The 18,750-nt window shown below is 70.6% G+C and carries 17 protein-coding genes; 13 read left to right on the top strand and 4 right to left on the bottom strand.

What is annotated here, in order from left to right; genetic code table 11:
• Nucleotides 1-39: 39 nt before the first annotated feature.
• Nucleotides 40-1,038, bottom strand: a complete 999-nt coding sequence (locus ACX9TP_RS48360) for an SDR family NAD(P)-dependent oxidoreductase (protein WP_482977523.1) — start codon at nucleotides 1,036-1,038, stop codon at nucleotides 40-42.
• 586 nt (nucleotides 1,039-1,624) lie between these two features.
• Between ACX9TP_RS48360 and amrB the strand changes: the two genes are divergently transcribed.
• On the top strand, nucleotides 1,625-2,440 hold the full coding sequence (gene amrB / locus ACX9TP_RS48365; RefSeq protein ID WP_482977524.1) for an AmmeMemoRadiSam system protein B: 816 nt from the start codon (nucleotides 1,625-1,627) through the stop codon (nucleotides 2,438-2,440).
• 346 nt (nucleotides 2,441-2,786) lie between these two features.
• Nucleotides 2,787-4,076, top strand: a complete 1,290-nt coding sequence (locus ACX9TP_RS48370) for a PQQ-dependent sugar dehydrogenase (protein ID WP_482977525.1) — start codon at nucleotides 2,787-2,789, stop codon at nucleotides 4,074-4,076.
• Nucleotides 4,077-4,088: 12 nt separating this feature from the next.
• Here ACX9TP_RS48370 and ACX9TP_RS48375 read toward each other — a convergent pair whose 3' ends face one another.
• Nucleotides 4,089-4,703, bottom strand: coding sequence for a TIGR02265 family protein (locus ACX9TP_RS48375; protein ID WP_482977526.1), 615 nt, complete (start codon nucleotides 4,701-4,703; stop codon nucleotides 4,089-4,091).
• A gap of 127 nt (nucleotides 4,704-4,830) precedes the next feature.
• The gene (locus tag ACX9TP_RS48380) at nucleotides 4,831-5,148 is read right to left on the bottom strand and encodes a DUF3817 domain-containing protein (RefSeq protein ID WP_482977527.1); all 318 of its coding nucleotides are present in this window, start codon (nucleotides 5,146-5,148) and stop codon (nucleotides 4,831-4,833) included.
• A gap of 164 nt (nucleotides 5,149-5,312) precedes the next feature.
• On the opposite strand from ACX9TP_RS48380, the gene ACX9TP_RS48385 reads away from it, so the two are divergent.
• The 4 genes from ACX9TP_RS48385 (at nucleotide 5,313) to ACX9TP_RS48400 (ending at nucleotide 9,514) form a co-directional block, all read left to right on the top strand.
• Nucleotides 5,313-5,720: a hypothetical protein gene (locus ACX9TP_RS48385; RefSeq protein ID WP_482977528.1), complete on the top strand. Its 408-nt coding sequence runs from the start codon at nucleotides 5,313-5,315 to the stop codon at nucleotides 5,718-5,720.
• Between the two features lie 149 nt (nucleotides 5,721-5,869).
• Nucleotides 5,870-6,931: a hypothetical protein gene (locus ACX9TP_RS48390; protein ID WP_482977529.1), complete on the top strand. Its 1,062-nt coding sequence runs from the start codon at nucleotides 5,870-5,872 to the stop codon at nucleotides 6,929-6,931.
• 108 nt (nucleotides 6,932-7,039) lie between these two features.
• The gene (gene amrS / locus ACX9TP_RS48395) at nucleotides 7,040-8,128 is read left to right on the top strand and encodes an AmmeMemoRadiSam system radical SAM enzyme (protein ID WP_482977530.1); all 1,089 of its coding nucleotides are present in this window, start codon (nucleotides 7,040-7,042) and stop codon (nucleotides 8,126-8,128) included.
• Between the two features lie 1,164 nt (nucleotides 8,129-9,292).
• Nucleotides 9,293-9,514 (top strand): hypothetical protein, encoded by a 222-nt coding sequence (locus tag ACX9TP_RS48400; protein ID WP_482977531.1) that lies wholly within the window; start codon nucleotides 9,293-9,295, stop codon nucleotides 9,512-9,514.
• A 6-nt stretch (nucleotides 9,515-9,520) separates the two neighbouring features.
• Here ACX9TP_RS48400 and mobA read toward each other — a convergent pair whose 3' ends face one another.
• Nucleotides 9,521-10,135: a molybdenum cofactor guanylyltransferase gene (mobA, locus tag ACX9TP_RS48405; protein ID WP_482977532.1), complete on the bottom strand. Its 615-nt coding sequence runs from the start codon at nucleotides 10,133-10,135 to the stop codon at nucleotides 9,521-9,523.
• 160 nt (nucleotides 10,136-10,295) lie between these two features.
• Here mobA and ACX9TP_RS48410 point away from each other — a divergent pair, with 160 nt between their 5' ends.
• From ACX9TP_RS48410 to epsX, 7 genes are all read left to right on the top strand, one after another.
• Nucleotides 10,296-10,553 carry a hypothetical protein gene (locus ACX9TP_RS48410; RefSeq protein ID WP_482977533.1) on the top strand — a complete coding sequence of 86 codons (258 nt, stop codon included), beginning with the start codon at nucleotides 10,296-10,298 and terminating at the stop codon, nucleotides 10,551-10,553.
• A gap of 95 nt (nucleotides 10,554-10,648) precedes the next feature.
• The gene (locus tag ACX9TP_RS48415; protein ID WP_482977534.1) at nucleotides 10,649-11,911 is read left to right on the top strand and encodes a molybdopterin molybdotransferase MoeA; all 1,263 of its coding nucleotides are present in this window, start codon (nucleotides 10,649-10,651) and stop codon (nucleotides 11,909-11,911) included.
• Nucleotides 11,908-13,299 (top strand): formate dehydrogenase accessory sulfurtransferase FdhD, encoded by a 1,392-nt coding sequence (fdhD, locus tag ACX9TP_RS48420; protein WP_482977535.1) that lies wholly within the window; start codon nucleotides 11,908-11,910, stop codon nucleotides 13,297-13,299. Before ACX9TP_RS48415 ends, fdhD begins: the two co-directional genes overlap by 4 nt.
• Nucleotides 13,300-13,642: 343 nt before the next feature.
• Nucleotides 13,643-15,118, top strand: a complete 1,476-nt coding sequence (epsZ, locus tag ACX9TP_RS48425) for an exopolysaccharide biosynthesis polyisoprenyl-phosphate hexose-1-phosphate transferase EpsZ (RefSeq protein WP_482982338.1) — start codon at nucleotides 13,643-13,645, stop codon at nucleotides 15,116-15,118.
• 124 nt (nucleotides 15,119-15,242) lie between these two features.
• Entirely contained in the window at nucleotides 15,243-16,808 is a 1,566-nt protein-coding gene (gene wzx, locus ACX9TP_RS48430) for an exopolysaccharide biosynthesis flippase (protein ID WP_482977536.1), read from the top strand.
• An 18-nt stretch (nucleotides 16,809-16,826) separates the two neighbouring features.
• Complete coding sequence (epsY, locus tag ACX9TP_RS48435; protein WP_482977537.1) at nucleotides 16,827-17,462, top strand: exopolysaccharide export protein EpsY; 636 nt, start codon at nucleotides 16,827-16,829, stop codon at nucleotides 17,460-17,462.
• Nucleotides 17,463-17,465: 3 nt separating this feature from the next.
• Complete coding sequence (gene epsX / locus ACX9TP_RS48440) at nucleotides 17,466-18,740, top strand: exopolysaccharide export protein EpsX (RefSeq protein WP_482977538.1); 1,275 nt, start codon at nucleotides 17,466-17,468, stop codon at nucleotides 18,738-18,740.
• Nucleotides 18,741-18,750 lie beyond the last annotated feature (10 nt).

Consider the following 18,750-nt stretch of genomic DNA (forward strand, 5'->3'; position numbering starts at 1 on the left):
AACACCTGTTTTTTCGTCAGCCGTGTGAGCAATACCGTATCAATGGACGACCCGGGCGAGCCCGCGCGCGCCCAGGGCCGCTCCACCCAGCACCCCGCCGGCCAGCGCCGCGAGCCCCGCGGCGACCGTGAAGCGCTTCCACCTGGGCGTTGGCGGCACGCTGCCGTAGGCCCCCACGCCCTGCGGCACGGGCTGGAAGAGGTTGCCCTGGCGACGGTGCACGGGCTGCTGCTCCATCTGCATCCGCGGGCCGAAGCGGCCCAGGACGAAGTCGCCCACGAAGGGCGCCACCCGGTCCATCCACAGCATCAGCTTGCCCTGGAGGAAGGCGGGCACCTCCGTGCGCCCCGGCCTGAGCGCGCACTTCACCACCGCGCGCGCGACGAGGTCCACGTCGTACGTGGGCGGCACCGGCACGGGCTTCTTGTCGAACTGGGTGGGCGCGTGGTCGAACATCGGCGTGGACACCGAGGGCACCAGCACGTTGGACACCTGGATGCCGGTGCCGTGCAGCTCGAGCGTCAGCGCCTTCGCCCAGCCCAGCGTCGCGTGCTTCGACGCCGTGTACACGGACAAGAGCGGCGCGGCGCCCTTGGACAGCATGGACTGGACGTTGAGGACGTGGCCGCTGCCCTGCTTCCGGAAGTGCGGCAGCACCGCGTGGGCGAAGCGCAGGAAGCCCAGGCAGGTGACGTCCACCGTGCGCTGGACGTGCTCCCACGGGAGCTGGTCGAAGTAGCCGTAGGTCTGCACCGCCGCGGCGTTCACCAGGATGTCGATGCGGCCGTAGCGCGCCAGGCACTCGCGCACCACGCGGTCCACGTCCTCGGCCACCGTCACGTCACCGGGCACCGCGAGGCACTCGCCGCCCACGGCCTCCACCCCCTGCCGGAGCGACTCCAGCGCCTCGCTCCGGCGCGCGGTGACACACAGCCTCACGCCCTGCTCCGCCAGGCGCACCGCGGACTGCCAGCCCACCCCGCTGGAGGCTCCGGTGACGATGGCGACCTTCCCCTTCAGTTGCTCGCGGCGAGCCATGTGCGCACGTCCCCTCTTCCGTCAGACTCCTGGGACGATGCGGCGGACCGCCCGGGGCGGTAACCGGCCCGCGCCTGCAAGCCCGTTCGCCTGCCTGCCCCACACGGGGAGGGCGTGCCCGGCAGCGGGCTCAAGGACACGGACAAGGGGGACGGCCGGTGGAGGAGTAGCAAACCGGCCGACCCCCTGCCCGCTCGCCCCGCGCTCCCGACGGGCGCTTGCCGCCGGGGAGGAGTGCTCGGGGCGTATTCCGTGACACGGGATGTCATGAAGCAAACACCGCGCCACGGCAAGTTCTTCGTGGAAGAGGCCATTTTCAGGAGTTCTAGCGCTTCCTGGAAGCCCACTGGTTCCCGGGTTTGGGACCCGGACGTCCCAGCAGCGGACAGCATCGTCAGGCGCCCTCGCGAGACACGAGGCGCGCGCGGAAATGCGTCCGGCACAGGCGTCGGTTCCATTCCCAGACACACATTCGTGCAATTCCAATCAGACCCCCGCCCGCCCGGTGGTGCCCCGGCTGGGAGGGCGGGGCTCCCGCATGTCATCCTTGGCAAAAGGCATCAGCGGACAGACCGGTTGGAGGACCATGTCTCGTGTGCGACTTCCCGCCGCGGCGGGCTCCTTCTATCCCGCCAATCCCTCCGCCCTGGCCACCGAGGTGGACGGGTGGCTGGAGCAGGCCGCCGTCGCCGCGCCGGAGCGGCCCTCGGCGCTCGTGGTTCCGCATGCGGGCTATGTGTACTCGGGCCCGGTGGCGGCGACCGCCTATGCCACGCTGCGCGCGTATCAGGGCCGGGTGCCGCGCGTGCTGCTGCTGGGGCCGTGTCACTTCCTCCCGCTGCGAGGGCTCGCATATCCAGACGTGGACGTGTTGTGTACGCCGCTGGGCGAGGTGCCGGTGGACGAGGACCTGCGGCGGCGCGCGGCGGCGCTCCGGCAGGTGACGGCCTCCACGGAGGCCCATGAGACGGAGCACTCGCTGGAGGTGCAGCTTCCCTTCCTGCAGCGCGTGCTGGGGCGCTTCCGGGTGCTTCCCCTGGTGGTGGGCAGCGCGCGGGGCGAGGAGGTGCAGGAGGTGCTCGATGCGCTCTGGGACGCCGACGTGTTGCCCGTCGTCAGCTCGGACCTGTCGCACTACCTGCCCTACCAGGACGCTCGGGAGGCGGACCTCGAGACGGCCGAGCGCGTGCTCACGCTCGACGGGCCGCTGGACGCGGGGAGCGCCTGCGGCGCGGCGGCCATCAGCGGGTTGATGCTGGCGGCGCGCAAGCGTGGCCTCCGTCCCCGGCTGCTGGATTTGCGCAGCTCGGGCGACACGGCCGGCCGACAGGACGAGGTGGTGGGCTACGGCGCGTTCGCGTTCTATCCGCCCGGCGAGGGCTCCTCCGGCGCGCCGTCCTGAGCCTTCCGGGAGATGTGCACACCCGGGCACTCCGCCACGCAAGTCATTGCGAGCCGGGTGCATCCCTCGCATGACGAGGGCGCCCACCCTGGCGGCTTCCGCCGCCAGTGCTGAAAGGACGCCCTGCTTGCTCCGCCGCGCGACGCTGCCCGCCCTGCTCCTCACCGTCATTCTTCCTGGCGCCACCTTCGCCCAGGCGTCGCAGCCCGCCCCCGCGACGCCGGCACACGCATCCGAGCCATCGACCGCACCGCATGCGCCTCCGTCGATGATGCTGGCGCGGTCCGCCCCCACAGCGCCGGCACACGCGTCCGAGCCATCGGCCGCACCGCATGCGCCTCCGTCGATGATGCTGGCGCGGTCCGCCCCCGCGACGCCGGCACGTACCTCCGCGCCGTCGACGCCGCAGCCCACGGCCTCGCGCGAGCCGCCCCCCGCGTCGCGCCTGCGCACCGAGCCGCTGAAGCCCACGCCCATCCACCTCAAGCTGAGCGCCCTGCCGAAGCCCTTCGCCACGCGGAGCGCGAGCAAGAGCCCGGACGTCATCCCCGTGCCCGCGGACGCCACCCTGCGCGTGCCCGACGGCTTCGCCGTCAACCTCTACGCGGACAGCCTGGAGGAGCCCCGGTGGATGACGCTCACCCCCGAGGGCGACGTGCTCGTCGTGGAGAGCCGCGCCAACCGCATCCACCGCCTGCGCGACGCGGACGGTGACGGCGTCGCCGAGTCGCGTGAAGTCTTCGCCGACACGTCCAACGCCCTCAACCTCCCCTTCGGCATGGCCTTCAGCACCACGCACTTCTTCGTGGGCAACACCAACGGCGTGCGCCGCTACCCGTACCAGCGCGGGCAGGGCCGGCTCACCGGCAAGGGCGAGGAAGTCACGAAGCTGCCGGGGCTCGGCTACAACCAGCACTGGACGCGCAACGTGCGCGTGGCGCCGGACGGCAAGCGCCTCTTCGTCACCGTGGGCAGCGAGAGCAACGTGAATGTGGAGGAGTCACCGCGCGCCTCGGTGCTCGTCATGGGGCTGGACGGCTCCGGGCGGCAGGTCTTCGCCAGCGGCCTGCGCAACCCGGTGGGCCTGGACTTCCACCCGCGCACCGGCGAGCCCTACTCCGCCATCAACGAGCGCGACGGCCTGGGGGACGACCTGGTGCCGGACTACTTCACCCGCGTGCAGCAGGGTGCCTTCTACGGCTGGCCCTACGCGTACCTGTCGCCCAAGAACCTGGACCCGCGCCGCCTGAAGAACGGGAAGAGCGAGGCGCCCGAGCTCGCCGCGAAGACGGTGACGCCGGACGTGCTCTTCACCTCGCACTCGGCCGCGCTGGGCGTCACCTTCTACCGGGGCTCGGCCTTCCCCGAGCGCTACCGCACCGGCGCCTTCGTGGCCCTGCGCGGCAGCTGGAACCGCTCCGAGGGCACCGGCTACAAAATCGTCTTCGTCCCCTTCGACGCGCAGGGCCGGCCGACGGGTAGCTACGAGGACTTCCTCACCGGCTTCCTCTCGGACCCCAAGGGGCCCACGACGTGGGGCCGGCCCGTGGGCCTGCTGGAGCTGCCGGACGGGAGCCTGCTCGTGACGGAGGACGGCAACGGGCGCATCTACCGCGTGCGCCACGACGCGAAGTAGCCCGCGCGAGCCTCAGCTGTCCCAGGCCAGCGTGTACTCGCTGTCGAGCAGCGACGTCTGCCACCCGCGCACCTGGATGTCCTGGGCGCCCACGGCCTGCAGGGCGCCCTCGAGCATGCCCTCGTTGTAGGCGACGGGGGTGAAGATGCGCCGCATGTGGATGCGGCCGGCGCGCGGGCCGGTCCACGCCACCTGCAGCTCGCCGAAGTTGATGGCCATGCGGTACGCCTCGGGCAGCATCTCCACGAGCCGCTTCGGCTCTCCGCCCACCTGCTGCCGCACCTCGGCGCCGAACATGGAGTTGATGAAGGCCAGCGTGCCCTGCACGCCCAGCTGCCGCATCGCCTCCTCGAAGCCTCCGAGCTGCGGCGCCAGGTGCCGCGCCGCCGCGAAGAACAGGCGCATGAAGGGCGGCACCGGGTACAGCTCGGTGACGTCCATGTCGGCCGGGAAGTCACCGCCCTCGACGATGCGCGCCACCGCCTGCTCGCCGCCGAGGAACCGGACGGTGTCGAGCACCGCCGCGAAGTGCATGCCGCGAATGCCCTCCGTGGGCTCCACGAGGCCCAGCCGCGAGCTCAGCTCACGCTCCACGTCCTCCGGCGTTTCCCACCTTCCGCGCTCCATGGTCGTCAGCCCCCGGTGCGATGTCCGGGGGCGGAATCTCGCACGGCTTCCGTGCCCGTGCGAACTCCTGGCGGGCCCTGGCCCGACAGGTCCGCCCGGGTGGGCCCGATGCAGCACGTCTGGTGTTTCAGGGCGCGGCCTGGACGGAGGCCTCGGCCTCCTCGCGCTTGAGCCGTGCGTCCAGCACGAAGGTGCCGAAGGGCACCAGCGACGAGACGAACGCGCCCACCACGCGCACGAGCGACCAGCGGTACGCGATGGCCACCTCCATGAGCGCGAAGAGGAACAGCACGAAGAGCAGCCCGTGCGCCATCCCCACCACCCGCACCGCCAGGGGCATGCCCGCGAGGTACTTCAGCGGCATCGCGACGAAGAGGAGGAGGAGGAAGGACAGGCCCTCCAGCAGGGCCACCGCACGGAAACGTCCAAGGGGTGTCTTGAGCATGGGCTCTCCCCACCCTGCTTCTCACCCCTGGCGTCCGGGGTCCATGCGTCAGGGTGACGCACCCGCCGGCTCGAATGCTCTTCGGGCATGCGTGTCCGCTCACGGTATGCTGGGCCCACGCGGACAGTGAAGCCCGCGACTCCACTCACGGAGGGGGGAACACAATGGCGGACAACGACAAGCTGGCGGTGACTCTCAAGGTGGCCCGGGCGGACCGGAAGGGCGCGAAGCTGGTGCTGGAACGGCCGCAGGGGACGCTCAACACCGCCGCCATACGATTGGCGGTGAGCGGGAAGATGTTGGGCCAGACGCGTCGGCAGTTCCACAGCGCCATCTTTTCGGGCCAACAAGAGACCGTCACGCTGCCCGACGACTTCCTGCCCACCGCCGAGCAGGGCTGGGTGCGGGCTACCTTCACCGTGGCGGACCCAACGGGCCTGGGCGCGACGTTCGTGCAGAAGGGCACGCTGGTGCTTCCCAACGGGCAGCAGGAGCAGCTCTGGGACGAGTTCAACCTGCCCGCGGGCGCGCAGGTGGACTACATCAACCTGGCCTGGACGGTAATCGAATGAGAGCAGCGCTCGCGGTCCTACTTCTTCTCTGCTGCACAGCGGCGCGGGCACAGGACGCGGGGACTCCCAACTCTGGGACTCCCGGCCCCAAGACGCCCAGCACGACGACTCCCGACGCTGGCACGGCCGAGCTGGACTTCCCCAGCTTCTTGCGCGGCGGCTCTGAGGCCGCCGCGGGCCTGGACATCGCCACCGCCGGCGAGGTGGTGCACCCATCCAACCCCGCCGCGCTGGTGGCCAGCCTGCGCAACGCGGGCGCCGTGCTGGAGGGCACGCAGACGTCCTTCGTGGTGCAGTTCAATCCCTATCTCCTCACGAAGGGCTACGAGCAGCTCTACAACGAGGCGCTCGAGGCGCGGAAGCAGCGCCTCAACCGGTACCTGCAGGACAGCGCCCTCACCCTCGCGATTGCGGACGGGACGCCGTACGAGGGGCTCACCTTCGACGAGGGCCGCTTCGCCACGGTAATGGCCGGCGCGTCCGTGGACGTCTTCGGCGAGCGGAGCATCTACGGCGAGGCGTACAGCAAGTGCCTCTACAAGGTGCTCAATGATGATTCCATCTCTCAAGAACTCCCCGACGAACCGCTGCCAGCCGAGTTCAGCAGCGACGAGGCGTTCCAGAAGGCAAAAGTGGAAGCCGCTGCGGAGATGGAGCGCGTGAAACAGGCGGGCATCCAGAAGATTCGACAGGGCCTGAGCGCGTGCACGAAGCAGGCGCGCGCGTCCTCGAGCGCCCTGTTCCTCTCGGTGGGTGGCAGGTGGGTGACACCGGGGCTCAAGGCGCAGGAGGGCGACGGCGTGGCCATCCAGCGCGGCTTCGGCGCGGCCACGCTGGAGCTGCTGTCCAGCGGCGACGCCAGCGTGGAGGCGGCGCTCCAATTGCGAGCGCTGTACGAGCGGCAGAGCCCTGGAGTGCCGATGAGCAAGTGGCTGGACGTGGGCTTCTCGGTGGGCATCGCCTCACCGCGCTTCCTGCTGCGAGTGGAGGCGACGCAGTCCTTCGCGAAGCTGGAGGACACGGACACGAAGCGCGCGAGCGTCATCGCGGCCACGCGAATCGTGCTGGCGGACAACTGGACGGTGGGGCTCGGAGTGCAGGGCACCGGAGAGGACCTGAGCGATGCGCTGGGCCAGATACACCCGAGCCTCACGGTGAACTTCGCTGACCTGCCGACGCTGCTCCAGCCGCTGCCGAAGCCGCCGGGGTGACCCGTCCGCTCGCCGCGCGGCCGGCCGGGCCGCTCGGGCGCGATGGGGCAACGTGCGTTAGCGATTGTCCTTCGAGGCCCCGCCGGGGGCCGGGGGGAGGACATCACCATGAGCACCGCGTTTCCCGCTCGCTGGTGGCACAGGCTGGAGGACGGGCGTGTGCAGTGTGATTTGTGCCCGCGCGACTGCAAGCTGAACGAGGGACAGCGCGGCTTCTGCTTCGTGCGCCAGCGCGTGGGCGAGGGGATGGTGCTGGACACGTACGGACGCTCGTCGGGCTTCTGCGTGGACCCGATTGAGAAGAAGCCGCTCAACCACTTCCACCCGGGGAGCAGCGTGCTGTCTTTCGGCACGGCTGGCTGCAACCTGGGCTGCCGCTTCTGCCAGAACTGGGACATCTCCAAGTCGCGCGAGCAGGACACGCTGGCGGACGAGGCCTCGCCGGAAGCGATTGCGAAGTACGCGGCGCGGCTGGGCTGCCGGAGCGTGGCCTTCACGTACAACGACCCGGTCATCTTCGCCGAGTACGCCATGGACGTGGCGGATGCGTGCCATGCGCTCGGGGTGGAGACGGTGGCCGTCACGGCGGGGTACATCCACGCGGAGCCGCGGCGGGAGTTCTACGCGAAGATGGACGCGGCCAACGTGGACCTGAAGGCCTTCACGGAGGACTTCTACCGGCGCGTCACCTTCGCGCACCTGCAGCCGGTGCTGGAGACGCTGGAGTACCTGAAGCACGAGACGCGCGTCTGGTTCGAGGTGACGACGCTGCTGATTCCGGGGCAGAACGACTCGGAGGCGGAGGTGGCACGGCTGTCGGAGTGGATGCTGGAGCACCTGGGCCCGGACGTGCCGCTGCACTTCACCGCGTTCCATCCGGACTTCAAGATGCTCGACGTGCCGCCGACGCCGCCCCAGACGCTGAGCCGCGCGCGGGGGATTGCGCGACGCACGGGGCTGCACCACGTGTACACGGGCAACGTGCACGATGCGGAGGGCGACACCACGCTGTGCGCCGGGTGTGGCACGGCGCTCATCGTCCGGGACTGGTACCGGTTGCTGTCCTACCGCGTGACGCCGGAGGGACGGTGTCCGGACTGTGGAGCGGAGGTGCCCGGACGGTTCGACGCGGCGCCGGGAGCGTTCGGGGCACGGCGGGTTCCGGTGCGGGTTCCTTCAGGCGCCGCGGGCTCCTGACCCTTCACACAACAGGTAGACGTGTCCCGAGCACGGCCTATAGCGTTTCGGCCCTGCGGAGTGCTCGTCGGTGGAGAGAAACGCCTCCATCCGGTGCCACCTTCTCCGCGGGGGGACTGATGAAGTGTGGCCGGTTGTACCTGTTCACATTGGGTCTTGCCCTCGCGTGCTCGGGCCCCCGCCGATACTACGCTCATGCGGAGTTGCTGAGCCTGGAGGACAACTCGCTTCTGGCCGTGGCCCCCGGGCCGTGGCCGCAGGTGCCCGCTGTCATTGCGGATGCGGCCAGCATGCCGGACGACCTGGTGCTGCCCACCCTCACGGCCTTGATGGACCTCCCCGGTGCATCAGAGGCATGCGACCCGAACACCGGTCGCCCTCGCCCGGATGCTGCTGAATACTGCGTTGCTGTTTATCGAACGCCCGAGGATTGGCGAGTGTCCTGGCCCATTCGCAACGTGGCCGGTGCATCCGCTTCGTGCTGGCCCCCCTATGGCGGCGTGGATGATGCGGACTTCGGGAGGGACCTGCCTGTATTCGGCTTTGCCCACAATCACCCCTGCGCTGGCAATCTCAGCAGCAAGGACCTGACTGCGTGGCCCGCGGTGAAAACGGGTGAAGGGGCCTGGGTGATGGTCACATACGGAGCAACTCCCGGCGGACGCCTGGCCCGGGACTCCCAAGGTGCGTTGGTCCCAGCCTGGGGCTGGCTTGCCACGGGGCAGCGAAGCGCACCCCGGTTCTACAAATGGAACCGGGCGGGTGAAGTATTCAAGTGGGATGCCGTCAGGCAGCATTGGAGGTTCACGGCAACCTGCCGCCCCGGGTCGCCCAGTGTTTTCAGGCCTCAGGGGTCCCCGCCGAAATGTGCCCCAGAGTCATTTCAATGAGAGGCGTCAAGTACTCATGCTGAGTCCGCACCCCTTGCTCCTTCTCGTAGCTCTGATGGCCGATGGCGGCACCGTTCCTGTCCAGCGCAGCCCCACCAGCCCTGACGCGGGAACCGCGGCGCTCCCCTCCAGCAGCAAGGCGCCGGACGCGGGAACTGCTGCACCCAAACCCAGTACCTCATCAGCAGTCCCATGGCCGGAAGAGGAGTTCGCTCCGCTGGCCACACTGGATGGGCCCGCCATCCTCGCCGCACACGCCGCGCTACAGCAGGTAATGAAGCGCTTTCCCAAGGAGTACACGCGACAGTGCGCCTTCTCTCCCAAAGCCCTGGAGCTCATCATCGGCTACCAGGCTGGGTGGTACTTCATCCGGGTCAACCACCACGTGGACAAGTGCCCTGGGTTCGGGCCTGGCTTCACAGCGGAATTCGACTGGTTCGAGCTCTACGCCTACTCCCCAGATGGCCGCCTGGAGCGCTATCCGTACATGCCCTGAATCGCGTCACCCCCGAGGCAGCGTGACACCGTGCCGCGCCAGGTCCTCCGGCGTGTTCACATTCACGAGGGAGCGCAGCCTCGGGTCCACCACGCGCAGTGCCTCCTCGGGCAACAGCCGCGCGCGGGCATGGAACAGGAGCTGCCGCAGCGACGGGTCCTCCCGCAGCGACTCACCCCACCCGGCCGCAAGCGTCGTCCGGTAGGCCGCGAGCAACGGCTCCAGCCGGCCCACGACCTCGAAGCACACCGCGTCCACCGCTTCATCCCGCGCTTCCAGCAGCACGCGCAGCACCTCCATCGAGACGAAGGGCATGTCACACGCCACCGCCATCACCCACGGCGTGCGCGCCGCCACCAGCGCCGCGTGGACGCCCCCTGGCGCGCCCTTGCCCGGTACCACGTCCGCCACCGTGCGCAGCCCGAAGCGCGCATAGGGCTCCGGCACGTTCGCCACCAGCAGCACGTCCCCGAAGTGCGGCGCCTGCGACAGCAACCGCTCCAGCACCGTGCGGCCCTGCACCGTCAGCAGCCCCTTCGGCACGCCGGACAGCCTGCGCCCCTGGCCTCCCGCGATGATGGCCAGCGTCACGTCGGGGAACCCAGGTCCGGCTGCGTCCATCGCGCGCGCTCCTGTTCGTGAAGTGGGTACCGTACCCTCTTCCGGGACGCCGTGGTGTCATGAGCCCGGACACACACCTCCTGTGCCAGAGTCCGTCCACCTCCGCTCCGCATGCCGGCGCGTCCCCGCGGGCACGCGGGTTGCCATGACACGGTCCACCATGAGCAAACCGTCCAAGCCCCGCCGCTCGCCTCCTCTCACGGCCGCTCGTGTCGGCTTCATCGCCATCCTCGTCGGCCTGCTGCTTCCTCCCCTGGCGGGATTCGTGCTCGACCTCCTCTTTGGAGCCTCGCCGGCAGGCTGGGTCCAGATTCGCCTGTCCTACCTGGGCTTCTTCCTCGGCCTGTTCACCGGGCCCGTGGCGGGCGGCGTGGCCCTGCTCGTCATGGGGCTTCGCGGAGAGCACAGGAGCGCCTGACGGCCTGTCGCTTCCTCGCGAGGGCAGCAGGCGGACGGACGGAGGGGGCCCGTGGACAACGGCCAGGGCCCACGGCGTAGGCTGTGCCGCCCCGCATGCCGCTCACGCCGCTCCCCACCGCCCGACAGGTCGCGCTCGACGCCGTGGTCCCGGCGGCACCGGAGCGTGTGTCCCTGCTCGACGCTCACGGCCGCTTCCTCGCGGCCGCCGTCACCGCGGCGCGCTCGCTGCCCGGCTGCGACAACTCCGCCATGGACGGGTGGGCCGTGCGCGCCGAGGAGACCCGGGGCGCCAACCGCGACCGCCCCGCGCGCCTGCGCATCGTCGACGCCATCTACGCGGGCGCCCTCCCCTCGCGCCCGCTCCAGCCCGGCGAGGCCGCACGCATCTTCACCGGTGCCCCGCTCCCCTCCGGCGCCGACGCCGTCATCCGCCAGGAGGCCGCGCGCGCCAGTGACGACGGGCGCCACGTCGACGTCTTCATCACCGTCCCGCCCGGCCACGACATCCGTCGCACGGGCGAAGAGGTGGTCGCCGGCACGCCCCTCTTCGCCCCCGGCCAGCGCGTCGGTGCCGCGGTGCTCGGCGTGCTCGCGTCCATGGGAGAGACAGCCGCCTGGGTGCGCCCCGCGCCACGCGTGGCGGTGCTCGCCACCGGTGACGAGCTCGTCTCGCCCGGCGCGCCCGCGCTTCCCCACCAGGTCTACGAGAGCAACCTCATCCTCGTGGCCGCGCTCGCCCGCGAGGCCGGCGCCGACGTGCGCCACCTCGACCGCGCTCGCGACGACGAGGGCGCACTGCGCGACGCACTTCGCCGCCTCGCGCCCCAGGTCGACGTGCTCATCACCACCGGCGGCGCCTCCGTGGGCGACAAGGACCACGTGAAGCGCGTGCTGACCGCGCTCGGCGCCCGCTTCCATGTGGACGGCGTGGCCCTCAAGCCCGGCAAGCCCGTGGCCGTGGCGCGCCTCGGTGACACCACCGTCGTCGTGCTGCCCGGCAACCCCGGCGCGGCCACCGTCGCGTTCGACCAGCTCGCGCGTCCGCTGCTCCTCAAGCGCCAGGGCGTCCTCGAGACGCGCCGCCGCGTCCGCGCCCGCCTCTCCGAGCCGCGCCACAAGCAGGCCGGGCTCACGTACCTCATCACCGCCGCGCTGGAGCACTCCGGCGGCGGCGAGCCCCTCGCGCGTCTGCGCCCCCAGGGCGCCGGGCAGATTCTGCAGAACGTCCACGGCGAGGGCTGGGCCGTCCTCCCCGCCGGCCGCGCCGACTTCGCCGAGGGCGACTCCGTCGACGTGGAGCTGTTCCACGACGCCGCCTACGGCGCGGCGGACCCGGCTCCGGAAGCCACCGCATGAGCCCCGCACCCGCGCTCAGCATCGTCGGCTGGTCCGGCACCGGGAAGACGACGCTGCTCACGAAGCTCGTACCGGAGCTGTCCGCGCGCGGCCTGCGCGTCGCCGTGGTGAAGCACTCCTCGGACGCGCACCCGCTGCACCGCCCGGGCAGCGACACCGCGCGCTTCCAGGAAGCCGGCGCCGTGCTCACCGGCTTCGCCACCCCCTCCGGCGTACAGCTCACCACCAGCGACGCCCCCGCTGACGCACTGCCTCACCTGTTCCGCCGCTTCTCCGGCACGGTGGACCTGATCCTCGTGGAGGGCTGGAAGGACGGCCCGCTGCCCAAGCTGGAGCTGTGGCGCGAGGGCCTCGGCCCGCCCCTCGCCCCGTCGCGCCCGGAGGTCCTCGCCCTCCTCACGGAGTCCTCCACCCGGCCCGCGGGCGTCTCCCAGGACATGCGGGTGCTCCACCGCGACGACGTGCGCGCCGTGGCGGACCTCGTCCTGATGCACCTGCGCCCGGGCCGGCGCGGCCCCCTGCCCGCCGCGGACTCGCGCGGCGTGACGCGGCGCCTCGTGCAGCGGTGGGACGGCGCCGCCCTCTCCCGCCCCGAGGAGGACGACGTCGCCGTGGAGGAGCCGCTGGAGATTCGCGTCAGCGGAGACTCCGTCGCCATCACCATGCGCACCCCCGGCCATGACCGCGAGCTGGCCACGGGCTTCCTCTTCTCCGAGGGCATCCTCCAGAGCGTGGACGACCTGGGCACCCTCGCCCACTGCGGCCGGCCCGGTGAAGAGGGCTGGGGCAACGTGCTCGACGTCACGCCCGCCTCCGGCGCCGTGCTCGACGTGGAGCGTGTGCGTGCCGCTCGCCGTGGCACCCTCACCACCTCCGCATGTGGGGTGTGCGGCCGCCGCAGCGTGGAGGACCTGCTCGCCGTCTGCCCGCCCCTGCCGCCCGGTCCCCAGCTCGCGCCCGAGGCCGTGGCCCGCGCCACCGAGCGCCTGCGCGACGTGCAGCGCAACTTCGCCCGCACCGGCGGGGTCCACGCCGCCGCCGCGCTCGACGCCGACGGCCACGTCCTCGCCGCCTTCGAGGACGTCGGCCGCCACAACGCCGTGGACAAGGTGGTGGGCGCCCTCGTCCTCGCCGGAGCCATACACAGCGTGCGAGTCCCTCGCACCCCACTGACACGTCAAGCGGCGGTCCTCGCCGTGAGCGGACGCGTCAGCTTCGAAATCATCCAGAAGGCAGCGGTGGCCCACATCCCCGTGGTCGCAGGAGTTTCTGCAGCCAGCTCCCTGGCAATTGAACTGGCCCTGCGTTCCGGGATGACGCTGGCGACGTTCGTCCGGGACGGGCGCTTCAACATCTACACCGCACCCGAGCGTCTCCGCCTTCCGTAACCCCGCGAATCCCCGTCCGCGCCGATCATGACGCCCCGCGTTCCAGCCCCCCGCGACATCCAGAGTCAGACCGGCACCGTAGATGCACTCTTCCGGCGCGGCGCCACGAATGCTTCGGGGAGGCGTGCGCGTCCGGGATGCGAATTCATGGGGCTCAATCGACCCGGGACTGAGGTCGGGACGATCCCAAGAATTCACCTCCTGTCACGTCTTACTTGCAGAGCGGCGGTTGCAACGCGTCGCAGTATCGGTGATAAGTAGTTCTTTCCGACTTGAAGATTTTTAGCCTCAACGGCATCCTCTGCCTGAACTGAACGAAAGAATGCACTCAGCGCAGAGGGGGGTGGAGACGATGAGCAGCGCAACGGCAAGTGCGGCGGTCGGGGCTCCTGGGACGGCATCCTCTCAGGGCGAGGGCTTGGCGGAGGTCCAGGGGCCGAAGCTGGCTCCGGGTTTCGCGGCGAAGCTGAACCTCACGGTGGACCTGGTTTTGATGACGGCGGTGCTGGCCGTGGCCTCGTGGCTGGGCGGCCTGCTCACCCCGGAGTTCGGCTGGGTGGTGACCGGGTTGATGGTGTCGTCGCTGATGACGTGGATCATCACCGGCACCGCGCTGTGCCTGTACGACTCGCGCTTCGCCGAGCGCAGCAAGCTGGACCACGTGGCGCTCGTGTCCGTCACGACGCTGGCGGTGGTGACGGTGCTGGCGCTGGTGGGCCTGGCGATGCCGGACCGCGTGACGATGACGGGCGTGGCGCCGCTGCTGGTCATCTTCTGGCCGGTGGCGCTGCTGCTCCGGCTGTTCGTCTTCCGTCCGGTGGCCGCGCAGGAGCGCCCCATGGACTCGGTGCTCATCGTCGGCACCGGCGCGATGGGCCGCTACACGGGTGAGGACCTGGTGGGCCGCGGCCGCCGCCAGGTGCTGGGCTACGTGCGCTTCCCGGAGGACAACGGCTCCGGTGAGCTGCCCGCGCGCATCATGGGCTCCCTGGAGGACCTGGAGCGCATCCTCCGCAACACGGCGGTGGACGAGGTCTACATCGCGGGCAACACGCTGAAGCAGGGCGAGTCCATGCAGGCGGCCATCAAGCTGGCCGAGCGCTTCGGCGTGCCCTTCGCGCTGCCGGCGCACAGCTTCCGCCTGGACCGCGCCCGCCCCATTGAGCGCCGCGCGGTGTCCGACGGCTTCCTGCACTTCGCGGCGGTGAGCCCCAAGCCGCACCAGATGGCCATGAAGCGCCTGTTCGACATCTGCGTGTCGGCCGTCGCGCTGTGGATGCTCCTGCCCCTGCTCGCCGTCGTCGCGGCGGTGGTGAAGCTCACCTCCAAGGGGCCCATCTTCTTCAAGCAGATGCGCGTGGGGCAGAACGGCAAGCCGTTCTACATGCTGAAGTTCCGCTCCATGGTGGTGAACGCCGAGGAGCTGAAGGAGAAGCTGGCGGCGATGAACGAGCAGACGGGCCCGGTCTTCAAGATGAAGAACGACCCGCGCATCACCGGCATCGGCCGGTTCATCCGCAAGTTCTCCATCGACGAGCTGCCCCAGTTCATCAACGTGCTGCGCGGTGAGATGAGCATCGTCGGGCCGCGCCCGCCGGTGCCCAGCGAAGTCGCCAAGTACGAGACGTGGCAGCGCCGCCGCCTGTCCGTGCGCCCGGGCCTCACCTGCATCTGGCAGGTCTCCGGCCGCAACCAGATTTCCTTCGAGGAGTGGATGTACCTGGACATGCAGTACATCGACCACTGGAGCCTCACCAGCGACCTGACGCTGCTGCTCCAGACGGTGCCGGTGGTGCTCACCGGTCGAGGGGCCAGCTAGACGCGACTCGGGCGGCTTCCAGGCAACCAGTCTCACGCGGGGGCGGCATTGACGTGCCGCCCCCGCTCGTCTTCTATGCACCCGGGTAGGACCGGCTCAGGGCCGGGGGGCCCGAGAATCCACCGTGAACAGTCCCAGCCAATCCATTCCGCAGGACGCCCAGGGGCGTGACTCCGCGTCCTCGCACGAGGCGATGGGCGCGATCCGCAACGGGCTGCAGCTCGGCGGCTCGCTGCTGGTGACGTACGTCATCGCCATGGGCGTGCGCTTCCTGCTGCCCAAGCAGATGGGCGTGGAGCGCTTCGGCAGCTTCAACTGGGCTGACAGCTTCTCCGCCGTCTTCTTCGTGGCCACGCACCTGGGCCTGGAGATGTACATCCGCAAGGAAGTCACGCGCAGGCCGGAGCACGCCAGCGACTTCTTCGGCGCCACGCTGCTCATCCGCCTGGCCCTCACCGCGGTGCTGATGGGCGCGCTCGCGTTCGTCATGTCGCACGACAGCCACTCGCAGGAGGTGCGGCAGCTCGTCTACGTCTCCGCGGTGGCGCAGTCGCTCGTCATGATGAACTCTTCCATGGCGGCGCTGCTGCACGCCAAGGGCAAGGTGGCGGGGCTGTCCATCTCCAACGTCGTCACCAAGCTGGTGTGGGGCGGCGGCCTGTTCCTGGCCGTGGTGCTGGAGGCTTCGCTGCCGTGGTTCGCGGCGTCGCTGGTGGCGTCGGAGGCCGTGAAGCTGGGCGTGGGCTGGTACCTGGCGAAGCAGCACATGGGGCTCACCTTCAAGGTGGACCTGCCCGCCACGTGGACGGTGCTGCGCAAGAGCCTGCCCTTCTTCATCACCGGCGCGGCGCTGGCGACCAACGGGCGCCTGGACGTGATGATTCTGGGCCTGAAGGCCTCCTACGAAGAGGTGGGCTACTACGGCGCCGCGTGGAACATCGCGGGCCTCACCTTCTTCCTCAACCCCGTCTTCAGCTGGGTGCTGATGCCGCTGGCGTCGCGCGCGGCCGAGCGCTCCGAGGCGGAGCTCACCCGGCTCATCCGCCGCGCGCTGGAGGGCACCCTCGTCATCACCGTGCCCCTGATGATGCTCATCGTCCTGGGCGCGCCGCTGTGGGTGGGCCTGCTGGGCGGCAAGTTCGGCCCGTCCGCCACCGCGCTGCGGCTGATGTCGCCGCTGTTCGTGCTCGCCTTCGTGACGATGAACGCGGGCATGTGGCTCACCATGACGAACCGCGAGTGGTGGGTGACCATCACCAACGTCATCGGCAGCCTGCTCATCATCCCCGTGCTCAACCTGGTGCTGATACCGGTGATGCACTCGGCGCTGGGCGCCGGCGGCGCCGCCGCGGGCACCGCGCTGGCGATTCTGCTGATGGAGGTGCTCGTCACCTTCAGCCTGATGGGCCGCATGAAGAGCGCGGCCTTCGACGCCCGCCTGCTCACCATGATTGGGAAGACGGCGGCGGTGTGCATCGCCATCGCCGTGGCGGACCAGACCGTCCTCGCCCCGCTCAATCCGTGGGTGCGGTTGGGAATCGAGGCGGTGCTCTACGTGGTTGGCGTGCTCGCCACCGGCGCGGTGCGCCCCGCCGAAGTCATCGAGGTGGTGCGCGTGGCGCGCCGCCGTGGCAACCCCGCGCCGGGTGCGGAAGCGGTCCCCGCCGTGTCCATCTCACCGGCCCCCTAGAGGAGACCTTCGCCGCATATGTCGTCCGCGCCCCGCCAGTCCCCGCCCTCCTCGTGCCTCCCGCTTCGCGCGCTCGCCTGCGCCGCGCTGCTGCTCATGGCCGCCGGCTGCAGCGGCCTGGGCAAGTACACCTGGGTGGACGAGTACCAGGAGAAGCCGCCCCCGCTGGACGCGAGCTACCGCATCGCCGCGGGGGATTTGCTCAACATCCGCGTGTGGAACCAGGAGGCGCTCACCACGCAGGCCCGCGTGCGGGACGACGGGCGCATCAGCCTGCTCTTCCTGGACGACGTGGAGGCGGCCGGGCACTCGCCGGCCATGCTGTCGCAGCAAATCTCCACGCGCCTGAAGGACTACATCAACCACCCCGTCGTCACGGTGGCGCTGGAGCAGGCGCGCCCCATCAAGGTGACGATGGTGGGGGAAATCAACAACGTCGGCCCGCTGGAAATCGAGACGGGCTCGAGCCTCCTCCAGGCGCTGGCCGGCGCGGGCGGCTTCACCGAGTACGCCCACAAGGACCGCGTCTTCGTCATGCGGCAGGAGGACGGCGTCCCGGTGCGCATCCGCTTCCGCTACGAGGACCTCATCCGCGCCGAGGGCAAGGCCCCGACCTTCCGCCTGCGTCCCGGCGACGTCGTCGTGGTGGAGTAGCCCGTGCTGGGAGCCGCGCTCACCGCCGCGCTGCTGGAGGTGTCCGCCGCCTCCGTCACCTACGACGTGACGTTGCGGACCGACTCGCGGGTGCGCTCCAACGAGGACCCGGCCGAGGACGCCCCCGGCATCGCCGGGGACACGGACATCGTCCCCGTCCTGGGCCTGGCGGTGCGCGACGGCAACGTGGCCCTGCTGCTGGACTATGTCCCGCGCATCAGCCTGCGCGAAATCACCGCGCGGCCGCGCACCGAAATCCAGCACAGCGGCCGGCTCGCGGCGGACTGGCGCCCGGAGCGCGGCCTGTCCCTGCGCCTGGGCCAGGAGCTCACGCTGGGCGCCGTCAACCTCTTCACCACGGACGCGCTGCCGCTGCCGGACACCGACGGCTCGGACCCGGACGGGCCGCTCAGGCCGCCCGAGGGCGGCGGCCCGCTGCAGCCCCTGCCGGAGGCCGACACCGTCTACTTCCTGTCCTCCGCCACGACGCTGACGGCCAGCACGAGCTGGCTGGGCCCGGGCTGGCAGCTGGGCGGCTCCACCGGCTTCTCCATCAGCGGCGGCCTGGACGGGCCCGCGCGCGAGGCGGTGCCCATGCAGTACGGCCCGCGCTTCGACGTGTCGCTGAGCCGCGCGCTGACTCCGCTGAGCGCCATCACCACGTCCGTCTCGGTGAACCACTCCCGCTTCTCCACCGGGGCCAACAACACGGTGGTGACGCTGACGGAGGGCTGGGGCCGGCGGGTGAGCCGGCGCACGGCCCTGCAGGCGGGCGCGGGCGTGAGCGTGGTGAACTCCCTGGAGGCCCCGGACGACGCCGAGGACCCGCCAGAAGACCCGCCGGAGGACCCGGTGGGTGGGCCCGCCGCGGACGCCCCCCGCCTTGAGCTGCTGCCCAACCTCACCTTCTCGGTGGGCCACCACATCCCCTCTCGCACGGCGGACTTCAACGGCAGCGTCGGCGTGCGCGTGACGCCCTTCGTGGACCGCCTGACAGGTAGGGTGTACCCGAGGGCCGACCTCACCCTGACGGGCAGCTGGGCCTTGAGCCCGCGCGTGCGGCTGTCCAGCACGGCCGGCACCGCCTTCGCCGTGGGCGGGGCCACCGGGGACCGCATCATCAACGGAGGCGCGTCGGCTTCGTGGTTTCTTACACGTTGGGTCTCAGTGGATGTCGACACGCGGAGCACGTGGAGCCGCTCGCCCGAGCTGCCAGCGGCCCGCCTGACCTGGGCCGCCTCGCTGGGCCTGTCCGTGCGGCAAACTGGTATCCTCTAAGGGCGCTAGA

Source organism: Pyxidicoccus sp. M15 (assembly GCF_056858435.1).

Bases quoted from the DNA above. Each gene is read 5' to 3' on its own strand.
- ACX9TP_RS48360 (WP_482977523.1), bottom strand. From the start codon at position 1,038: ATGGCTCGCCGCGAGCAACTGAAGGGGAAGGTCGCCATCGTCACCGGA.
- amrB (WP_482977524.1), top strand. From the start codon at position 1,625: ATGTCTCGTGTGCGACTTCCCGCCGCGGCGGGCTCCTTCTATCCCGCC.
- ACX9TP_RS48370 (WP_482977525.1), top strand. From the start codon at position 2,787: ATGATGCTGGCGCGGTCCGCCCCCGCGACGCCGGCACGTACCTCCGCG.
- ACX9TP_RS48375 (WP_482977526.1), bottom strand. From the start codon at position 4,703: ATGGAGCGCGGAAGGTGGGAAACGCCGGAGGACGTGGAGCGTGAGCTG.
- ACX9TP_RS48380 (WP_482977527.1), bottom strand. From the start codon at position 5,148: ATGCTCAAGACACCCCTTGGACGTTTCCGTGCGGTGGCCCTGCTGGAG.
- ACX9TP_RS48385 (WP_482977528.1), top strand. From the start codon at position 5,313: ATGGCGGACAACGACAAGCTGGCGGTGACTCTCAAGGTGGCCCGGGCG.
- amrS (WP_482977530.1), top strand. From the start codon at position 7,040: ATGAGCACCGCGTTTCCCGCTCGCTGGTGGCACAGGCTGGAGGACGGG.
- ACX9TP_RS48400 (WP_482977531.1), top strand. From the start codon at position 9,293: ATGAAGCGCTTTCCCAAGGAGTACACGCGACAGTGCGCCTTCTCTCCC.
- mobA (WP_482977532.1), bottom strand. From the start codon at position 10,135: ATGGACGCAGCCGGACCTGGGTTCCCCGACGTGACGCTGGCCATCATC.
- ACX9TP_RS48410 (WP_482977533.1), top strand. From the start codon at position 10,296: ATGAGCAAACCGTCCAAGCCCCGCCGCTCGCCTCCTCTCACGGCCGCT.
- ACX9TP_RS48415 (WP_482977534.1), top strand. From the start codon at position 10,649: ATGCCGCTCACGCCGCTCCCCACCGCCCGACAGGTCGCGCTCGACGCC.
- fdhD (WP_482977535.1), top strand. From the start codon at position 11,908: ATGAGCCCCGCACCCGCGCTCAGCATCGTCGGCTGGTCCGGCACCGGG.
- epsY (WP_482977537.1), top strand. From the start codon at position 16,827: ATGTCGTCCGCGCCCCGCCAGTCCCCGCCCTCCTCGTGCCTCCCGCTT.